Here is a 9,041-nt window from a genome sequence, read left to right as displayed (position 1 = left end):
GGTCAGCCCAGCGCGCGGACGGCGTCGGCGAAGGCCCGGCCGCGGTGCGCGTAGTCGGTGAAGACGTCCATCGAGGCGGCGGCGGGAGCCAGCAGCACGGTGTCCCCGGGTCGGGCCAGCCGGACGGCGGCCGCCACGACCTCACGCATCACCCGGTCCCCGTCCGTCCCATCCGTCACGTCCCCAGCATCGCCGCTGGGGACCACGGTGCGCGGGACCGACGGGGCGTGTCGCGACAGCGACCTGGCCAGCTGCTCCCGATCACGGCCCAGCAGCACCACCCCGGCCAGCCGGGGAGCGACCGCGGCGACCAGCGGGTCGACGTCGGCGCCCTTGAGCAGACCGCCGGCGATCCACACCACCCGCGGGTAGGCGGCCAGCGAGGCGCCGGCGGCGTGCGGGTTGGTGGCCTTGCTGTCGTCGACGAAGTCCACGCCGTTGACGCTGCCGACCAGGACGTTGCGGTGCGCCCCGCCGCGGAACCGGGCCAGGCCCCGGCCGATGGCCGCGGCGTCCACCCCGGCGACCCGGGCCAGCGCCGCGGCGGCCAGCGCGTTGACGGTGTTGTGCGGGCCGCGGACCTGCAGCGCGTCGGTCCCCACCAGCACCTCCCCGGCCGGGGTCGCGCTGAACGCCCGGTCGACCAGGGCGCCGGCCCGCACGCCGAGCTGGCCGGGCTCCGGCTCACCGAGGGTGACGGTGACCGGGTGCCGGTGCCGGGCCACCAGCGAGGCCGCGACCGGGTTGCCCGCGTCGGCGACGGCCACCCCCGCCAGCCGCAGCAGCTGGGCCTTCGCGTCCCGGTAGGCGTCGAACGAGCCGTGCCAGTCGACGTGGTCGTCGGCGACGTTCAGCACGCACGCCCCCGCCGGGGCGATCGAGGAGGACCAGTGCAGCTGGAAGCTGGACAGCTCGACGGCGAGCGCGTCGTAGGCGGGCCGCCCGTCGGCGTCCCGGGCGGTGACGACCTCGACCAGCGGCCGGCCGACGTTGCCCGCCGCGACCGCCCGGAGCCCACCGGCCTGCAGCACCGACTCCAGCATGGTCACGGTGGTGGTCTTGCCGTTGGTGCCGGTGACGGCGTACCAGGGGGCGGGCTCGGCGCCGTCCCGCCCGGGGATCCGCAGCCGCCAGGCGAGCTCCGGTTCCCCGATGACCTCCAGCCCCCGGTCGGCCGCCGCCCGCAGCAGGGGGTGGTCCGGACGCCAGCCGGGCGAGGTGACCACCAGGTCGACGTCCTCGGGCGGGGCGGCGAGCGGACCGAGCCAGCGCGCACCGGCGGCGACCAGCTCCGCCACGACGGCGGGCTCGGCGGCGTCGGTGAGGACGACGGCGTCCCCCCGGGCCAGCAGCACCCGCGCGGCCGCGGCGCCGGAGACCCCCAGCCCGGCGACCAGCACCGTCCCCAGGCCGTCCATCAGAGCCCCGCGAAGGAGAGCCAGTCGGCGTAGAACAGCCCGATGCCGAAGGCCACGGCCATCCCGGTCACCAGCCAGAAGCGCACGATCACCGTGTTCTCCGTCCAGCCGGCCAGCTCGAAGTGGTGGTGCAGCGGCGCCATCCGGAACACCCGCCGCCGGGTGGCCCGGAAGAACGCCACCTGGATGACCACCGACAGCGTGACCGCCACGAACAGCCCGCCGAGGACGACCAGCAGCAGCTCGGTGCGGGTGACGATCGCCAGCCCGGACATCAGCCCGCCCAGCGCCAGCGAGCCGGTGTCGCCCATGAAGATCCGGGCCGGGGAGGTGTTCCACCACAGGAAGCCCAGGCAGGCGCCCATCGCGGACGCCGCGATCAGGGTCACGTCCAGCGGGTCCCGCACGGTGTAGCAGCCCTCGATGGCCAGCGCCGAGCTGCAGTCGTGGCCGAACTGCCAGAACGAGATGATCACGTAGGAGGCGAACACCATCGCCGAGCAGCCCGCGGCCAGGCCGTCGAGCCCGTCGGTGAGGTTCACCGCGTTGGAGAACCCGGCGATGAACAGGTACGCGACCACGACGAACAGCACGGTCGGCAGCACCAGCGGCTCGATGTCGCGGACGAAGGAGACCGCGGTGGTGGCCACCGCCGTCCCGCCGTCGTCCTCGACCAGGGCGAGCACCGCGAAGGTGACCCCGATGACCAGCTGACCGACCAGTTTGGCGGTCTTGTTCAGGCCCAGGCTCCGCCGGTAGCGGATCTTGAGGTAGTCGTCGAGGAAGCCGACGGTGCCCAGCCCGACCATCAGGAACAGCAGCAGCAGGCCGGTGGCGGTGACGCCGCGGCCCGGCTGGTTGAGCAGGAACAGGTGGGCCACCAGGTAGCCCAGCACCGTGGCCAGCACCATGACGGTGCCGCCCATGGTCGGCGTGCCCTTCTTGGACAGGTGGCTCTCCGGGCCGTCGTCCCGGATCTCCTGGCCGAAGCCGTGCTGGCGGAAGGCCTTGATCGCCAGCGGGGTCACCAGGATCGAGACGATCAGCCCGACGGCCGCCGCGATGAGGACGGACTTCACGAGGTGGTCCTCGTCCCCAGCAGGTCGGCGGCCAGCTGCTCGAGCCCGTAGGACCGCGAGGCCTTCACCAGGACGACGTCGTCGGCGCCGAGCTCCGCGGTCAGCAGCCGCAGGGCCGCCTCCCTGTCCGGCACGTGCTGCACGCTGTCCAGCGCTCCGTCCTCCTGTCCTCGTCCTCCCCCGTTCCCCGCCGAACGCTCGGCGAGGGCCCCGGTGTGCAGGGCGACCGCGTCCGCGCCCACGGAGACCAGCAGGTCCACCCCGGCGCGCACCACGTCCCGGCCCAGCCGGGCGTGCTCGGCGCCCGCCTCCGGCCCCAGCTCGCCCATGGCGCCCAGCACGGCGATCCGCCGTCGTCCGGGCAGCCGGGTCAGCGCCGCGAGGGCGGCACGCATCGACTCGGGGTTGGCGTTGTAGGCGTCGTTGACCACGGTCACCCCGTCGGCCCGCCGGGTGACCTCCATCCGCCAGCGGCTGCGCGGCCCGGCGGCCGACAGCGCCGCGGCCACCGCACCGGGGGTCATGCCCGCGGCCAGCGCGGCGGCGGCGGCGGACAGCGCGTTGGCGACGTGGTGCGCGCCGACCACCTGCAGCGCGACCGGGTGCTGCTCGCCGCCGGCGACCAGGGTGAACCGGGCGCGGGCGGCGTCGTCGAGGTCGACGTCGAGGGCCCGGACGTCGGCGTCCGCGCCGAGCCCGGTGCTGACCACCCGGGCGGCGGTGCGCGGGGCCATGCCGATCACCCGCGGGTCGTCGGCGTTGAGCACGGCGGTGCCCTCGACGGGCAGCGCCTCGACCAGCTCGCCCTTGCTCGCGGCGATCACCTCGGCGCTGCCGAACTCGCCGAGGTGCGCGGAGCCGACGTTGAGCACCACGCCGATGTCCGGGCGGGCGATCCGGCACAGCCGGGCGATGTGCCCGGGGCCGCGCGCACCCATCTCCAGCACCAGCGACCGGGTGCCGGCGTCGGCGCTCAGCACCGTGAGCGGCAGGCCGATGTCGTTGTTGAAGGAGCCCTCCGGGCTCACCGTCGGCCCCGCGGCGGCGAGCACCTGGCCTAGCAGGTCCTTGGTCGAGGTCTTGCCCGAGGAGCCGGTGATCCCGACGGTGACCAGGCCGCCGTCGACCAGCCGGCGGTGCACGGCGCCGGCCAGCCGGCCCAGCGCCTCGACCGGGTCGGCGACGACGACGACGGGCAGCCCGGGCTCGGGTCGGGTGGCCAGCGCGCCGGCCGCGCCGGCCGCGGCGGCGGCGGGCAGGAAGTCCGCGCCGTCCACCCGCTCACCGGGCAGCGCCACGAACAGGTCGCCGGACGCCAGCGCCCGGGAGTCGGTGCGGACCGCCCCGGTGACGACGGCGGAGGGGTCCCCGGCCAGCTCGCCACCGACGGCCGCGGCCACCTCGGCGAGGGTCAGCTCGATCATGCGTCCACCGTCCGGGCACTCCGGCCCTGCTCGAGCACCTCGCGGAGCACGTCTCGGTCGTCGAACGGCAGCACCTGACCCCCCACCTCCTGGCCGGTCTCGTGGCCCTTGCCGGCCACCAGCAGGGTGTCACCCGGCCGCGCGCGGGCGACGGCCGCGGCGAGGGCGGCCCGCCGGTCGCCGATCTCCAGCACCTCCGCGCGCCGGTCGGCGGGCACCTCCTCGGCACCGGCGCGCACGGCGGCCCGGATGGCGGCGGGGTCCTCCGAACGCGGGTTGTCGTCGGTGATCACGAGGACGTCGCTGCCGGCTGCGGCGGCGGCGCCCATGGCCGGTCGCTTGCCGGGGTCGCGGTCACCTCCACAGCCCAGCACGGTGAGCAGCCGCCCGCCCGTCGCGGCGCGCAACGAGGCCAGCGCGGTCTGCACCGCGTCCGGGGTGTGCGCGTAGTCGACGACGGCGACGAAGCCCTGGCCGGCGTCCACCGGCTCCATCCGCCCGGGTACCACGGTGTCCGCCAGCCCGGCCAGGGCGACCTCGGGCCGCACCCCCACGGCGTCCAGGAGGGCGACGGCGAGCACCGCGTTGGCGACGTTGAAGTCCCCCGGCAACCGGAGCCGGCCCGGCCAGCTGCGCCCGCCGGGACCGTGCAGGGTGAAGGTCGAGCCGCCGGTGCCGAGGGCGGCGACGTCGGTGGCGGACCAGTCGGCGGCCGCCCCGGAGGTGCTCACGGTGACCGTGCCGGGCTTGAGCAGCCGCCGGCCGGCGGCGTCGTCGACGTCGACGACCTCGACCGCGGCCCGGCCGTCGAACAGCAGCGCCTTGGCCTGGAAGTAGCTCTCCGGGTCGCCGTGGAAGTCCAGGTGGTCGCGGGAGAGGTTGGTGAACCCGGCGGCGGCGAACCGGACGCCGTTGACCCGGCCCATCACCAGCGCGTGGCTGGAGACCTCCATGACCACGGCCCGGACGCCGGAGGCCACCATCGACGCCAGCAGCGCGTGCAGGTCGGTCGCCTCCGGGGTGGTCCGGGTGCTGGGCAGGGCCGTGGTCACCGGGTTGCCCTCGGCGTCGCGGCCGCGGGTGCGGGTCTGCACGGTGCCGATCAACCCGCTGGTCCAGCCGGCCGCGGCCAGCCCGGCCTCGACCAGGTAGCTCGTCGTCGTCTTGCCGTTGGTGCCGGTGATGCCCAGCACGGTCAGCTGCTCGCTGGGGCGGCCGTGCACCCGGGAGGCGACCGCGCCCAGCACGCCCCGCGGGTCGTCGACGACGCAGGTGGGCAGCCCGGTGGCGCGGGCCCCGGCCTCCCCGGCGGCATCGGTGAGCACGGCGACCGCTCCGCGGGCAGCGGCGTCGGCGGCGTAGCGGGCGCCGTGGGTGCGGGCGCCGGGCAGCGCGGCGTAGAGGTCACCCGGCCCGACCGTGGTCGAGGCGAGGGTCACCCCGCTCACCGGGGTGGCGGGGTCGCCCTGGACCGGCGGACCGATCAGGTCGGCCAGTTCGGCGAGGGGGAGCGGGCGGTTCCCCGCAGGCCGGGGAACCGACCCGGGCACGGTCGGACTCACGGGGCTCCAATCTACCGGCGGCGAGGCCGGGGGCTCGATGACCACCGGTTCGTCCTCGTGTCGGTCGCCCCGTTGCGCCCGGGCCGACGGGCCGGGGTCGGTCGACAGCTCAGTCGACCTGGAGGGTGAAGGTCGGGCGCGGCGTCCCGGAGGGGACGACGCCACCGGCGGTGAGCGCGTAGCGCATGACGTCGGAGAAGACCGGTGCGGCGACCTGGCCGCCCTCCGCCTCGCTGGTCGGGCGCTCCAGGTCGACGGCGACCACGTACTGCGGGTCGTCGGCCGGTGCGTAGCCGACGAAGGTGGTGAAGTAGCCGCCGCCGGCGTAGCAGCCGCAGTCGGGGTTGGCCCGCTGAGCGGTGCCGGTCTTCCCGACCACCCGGAAGCCGTCGACCTCGCCCAGCGGCGCGGTGCCGCCCTTGCCGACCACCGCCTCCAGCATGTAGGTCAGCTGGCCGGCGGTGTCCGCGCTGACGACCCGGGTCGCCGCCGGCCGGGGCGCCTCGGTGACCGTGCCGTCGGCGGCGGTGACCGAGGAGACGACCCGCGGCGGGATGCGCACGCCCCCGTTGGCCAGGGTCTGGTAGACCGAAGCCATCTGCAGCGTGGTGACCGACACGCCCTGCCCGATCGGCACGTTGGCCGCGCGGCTCTCGGTCCAGTCGGCCGAGGGCTCGAGGATGCCGGCGCTCTCCCCGGGCAGCTCGATGCCGGTCTCCGAGCCGATGCCGAAGGCCCGCAGGTAGCGCTCCAGCGTGCTGTTGCCGATCTCGCGGGCCAGCATGATCGCCCCGACGTTGCTGGACTTGGCGAGCACGCCGGTGACGGTGAACCGCTTCACGGCGTGGTCGGTGGCATCGGTGACCACGACGTCCCCGGCCCGGATGTGGCCGGGCACGTCGAGCACGGTGTCCTTGGTGGCCTTGCCCTCCTCGATGGCGGCGGCGGCGGTCACCGCCTTCATCACCGAGCCGGGCTCGTAGACGTCGGAGACCACCGGGTTGCCCAGCAGGTCCGGGTCGGTCTGGTTGTAGTGGCCGGGGTCGTACCCGGGGCAGCCGGCCATCGCGGCGACCTCGCCGGTGTGCACGTCCAGGACGACGGCCGACGCCGAGGTGGTGTCACCGTCGGCGCAGGCCGCCTCCAGCCGCTGCTGCACCACGAACTGCAGGTCCTCGTCCAGGGTGAGCTGCACGGTGCCGCCGTCGGTGGCCGGGGTGGACTCGTCGATGCCCGAGGGGATCTGGTTGCCGCTGCCGTCGACCTCGACCCGCTTCTCGCCGTCGGTGCCGGCCAGCACGTCCTGGTAGGTCTGCTCGATGCCGGCCAGCCCGTCGCCGTCCTTGCCGACGAACCCGACGACCTGCCCGCCGACGGCACCGGCCGGGTAGAGCCGGACCGGGTCGTCCTCGAACGCGAGGCCGGTCCGGGTGGCCAGCGGCAGCGCCCGGACCTGGTCGGTGACGTCGGTGGCCACCTGGTCGGCCAGCACCACGTACCGGCCGTCCCGGGAGAGCTTCTCGACCAGGTCGGCGACCGGCACGTCCAGCAGGGTGGTCAGCGCCAGCGCGGTGCGGGTCGGGTCGGTGACGACGGAGGGGTCCGCGGTGACCCGCTCGGCGTCGACGGAGTAGGCGAGCACCTTGCCGGTGCGGTCGGTGACCTCCCCGCGGACGGCCTCGATCGGGTAGGTCCGCATCCGGTCGTTGGTCGCCGCCTGCGCGTAGGAGGCGCCGTCGACGCCCTGCAGGACGACCAGCCGGCCGACGACGAGCACCAGCAGGGCGATGAGGAAGACCAGCCCCCAGCGGTTGCGCTGGTCCCGCTGCAGCATCCCCAGCGGCTGCCGCCGCCGGCTGCTCGCCTCCCGGCGGGGCCGCAGGACTCCGCGACCGGCCGGGCCGGTGCCGCGACCGGGGGCGCGCCGCACCCCGCTGGACCGGAAGGGCGGCGGTGGACCTGCTAGCGGCACGGCTCAGTCCCCGGGGGTCGGCGCGGCGGGCTCAGGGACGGCGGGCGGCGCCGGCGTGGCGGTGCCCAGCAGCACGGAGCTCCCGTCGGGCTGCAGCACCAGGTGCGCGGCCGCCCCGGGCGGGACGAGGCCGGCGGCGGTCGCGACCCGGGCGAGCTCGGCAGCGGTGTCGGCGGCGATCACCCGCTGCTCCAGCCGGGCGACCTCCTCGGCCTGCTCGGCGTTGGCCTGGCGCTGCTGGGTGGCGTTCAGGGAGTCCACCGCGACGGCGGTGTTGAGCAGCAGCAGGCCGAGCACGGTGGTGACCAGCAGCCCGACGAGCAGCACCACGAACGGGGCGCGGCGGCGTCCGGTGGCGCGGGCCCGGGCAGGCACCCGGGTGGGCGTGGTGCGGGCCGGCGGCACCAGGCGCAGGTGCGGGCCGGACGCGACCGGCCCGCTGCGCCGGGTCGGACCGGTGCGGGGCACGTGCACCTGACCGGTGGTGGCCCGGGAGGTGGACCGGCCCGAGGTGCGGGCGGTGCGCGCGGACGACGTCCGGGCCGGCTGGGTCATGCCGCCCGCCGCACGCGCTCGGCGGCGCGGACCCGCGCCGAGGCGGCCCGCGGGTTGGCCGCGAGCTCGTCGTCGGCGGGGGCCTCTCCCCCGCGGGTCACCAGCTTCAGCACGGGGGCGTGCTCGGGCATCGGCACCGGCATCCCCGGCGGGGTCCGGTCGACCGCCTCGGCGGCGAGGGTCTGCTTCACGATGCGGTCCTCGAGGGAGTGGAAGCTGATGACGACGACCCGGCCGCCCACGGCCAGCGCGTCGATGGCCGCGGGCAGCGCCCGGGTGAGCGCGCCGAGCTCGTCGTTGACCTCGATGCGCAGTGCCTGGAAGGTCCGCTTGGCCGGGTGCCCCCCGGTGCGGCGGGTCGCGGCCGGGATCGACTCGCGCACCAGCTCGGCGAGCCGCTTGGTGTCGGTGAACGGCTCGCGGGCCCGCTCCCGCTCGATGGCGGAGGCGATCCGGCCGGCGAAGCGCTCCTCGCCGTAGACCTTGAGGACCCGGGTCAGCTCGCCGCGGGAGTAGGTGTTGACGACGTCGGCGGCGGTGCGCGGGCCGGACGGGTCCATCCGCATGTCCAGCGGGGCGTCGGTGGAGTAGCTGAAGCCGCGGGTGGGCCGGTCGAGCTGCAGGGAGGAGACCCCGAGGTCGAACAGCACGCCCTGCACCTCGCCGACGCCCTGCTCGGCCAGCACGTCGGGCAGCTCGTCGAAGACCGCGGGCACCAGGGTGGCCCGGTCGCTGAACCCGGCGGCGGCGATCCGGGCGCCGGCCTCGGCGCGCGCGTCGGGGTCGCGGTCCAGCCCGATCAGCCGCAGCCCGGGGTGCGCGGCGAGCAGCGCCAGCGAGTGCCCGGCGAGGCCGAGGGTGCAGTCGACCAGCACGGCGCCGTCGGTGCCGAGGGCCGGGGCGAGCAGCTCGACGACCCGGTCGAGGAGGACGGGGACGTGCAGCGCGGGCCCGGCGGGCTCGTGGCTGCTCATCGACTGCTCCTCGGGGGCTCTGGGTGGCGGTGCGCTCTCCGCGGTGGGGTCCGGACG

7 protein-coding genes are annotated in these 9,041 nt (G+C 76.0%); all 7 read right to left on the bottom strand.

Translation table 11 applies throughout. The features are described from left to right. Positions 1 to 2 precede the first annotated feature (2 nt). The 7 genes from murD to rsmH all read right to left on the bottom strand — a co-directional run bounded on the left by murD (position 3) and on the right by rsmH (position 8,984). Positions 3 to 1,418: a UDP-N-acetylmuramoyl-L-alanine--D-glutamate ligase gene (gene murD / locus FHL80_RS24230; RefSeq protein WP_138735889.1), complete on the bottom strand. Its 1,416-nt coding sequence runs from the start codon at positions 1,416 to 1,418 to the stop codon at positions 3 to 5. Then, a complete protein-coding gene (gene mraY / locus FHL80_RS24225) occupies positions 1,418 to 2,497 on the bottom strand; it encodes a phospho-N-acetylmuramoyl-pentapeptide-transferase (protein WP_138735888.1) in 1,080 nt (359 codons plus the stop codon). Before mraY ends, murD begins: the two co-directional genes overlap by 1 nt. After that, the gene (locus FHL80_RS24220; RefSeq protein WP_138735887.1) at positions 2,494 to 3,921 is read right to left on the bottom strand and encodes a UDP-N-acetylmuramoyl-tripeptide--D-alanyl-D-alanine ligase; all 1,428 of its coding nucleotides are present in this window, start codon (positions 3,919 to 3,921) and stop codon (positions 2,494 to 2,496) included. The genes mraY and FHL80_RS24220 overlap by 4 nt, the downstream gene beginning before the upstream one ends. Continuing rightward, on the bottom strand, positions 3,918 to 5,483 hold the full coding sequence (locus FHL80_RS24215) for a UDP-N-acetylmuramoyl-L-alanyl-D-glutamate--2,6-diaminopimelate ligase (protein WP_138735886.1): 1,566 nt from the start codon (positions 5,481 to 5,483) through the stop codon (positions 3,918 to 3,920). Before FHL80_RS24215 ends, FHL80_RS24220 begins: the two co-directional genes overlap by 4 nt. A gap of 109 nt (positions 5,484 to 5,592) precedes the next feature. Then, entirely contained in the window at positions 5,593 to 7,317 is a 1,725-nt protein-coding gene (locus FHL80_RS24210) for a peptidoglycan D,D-transpeptidase FtsI family protein (protein WP_246078927.1), read from the bottom strand. A 141-nt stretch (positions 7,318 to 7,458) separates the two neighbouring features. After that, positions 7,459 to 8,010 (bottom strand): cell division protein FtsL, encoded by a 552-nt coding sequence (gene ftsL / locus FHL80_RS24205; protein ID WP_138735885.1) that lies wholly within the window; start codon positions 8,008 to 8,010, stop codon positions 7,459 to 7,461. Continuing rightward, complete coding sequence (gene rsmH, locus FHL80_RS24200; protein ID WP_138735884.1) at positions 8,007 to 8,984, bottom strand: 16S rRNA (cytosine(1402)-N(4))-methyltransferase RsmH; 978 nt, start codon at positions 8,982 to 8,984, stop codon at positions 8,007 to 8,009. The genes ftsL and rsmH overlap by 4 nt, the downstream gene beginning before the upstream one ends. Positions 8,985 to 9,041 lie beyond the last annotated feature (57 nt).

Origin of the sequence: Modestobacter excelsi (assembly GCF_005930495.1) — a bacterium.
GTDB lineage: Bacteria > Actinomycetota > Actinomycetes > Mycobacteriales > Geodermatophilaceae > Modestobacter > Modestobacter excelsi.
The sequence above is the reverse complement of the archived record's forward strand: the minus strand, read 5'-3'. Positions and strand labels throughout refer to the sequence as shown.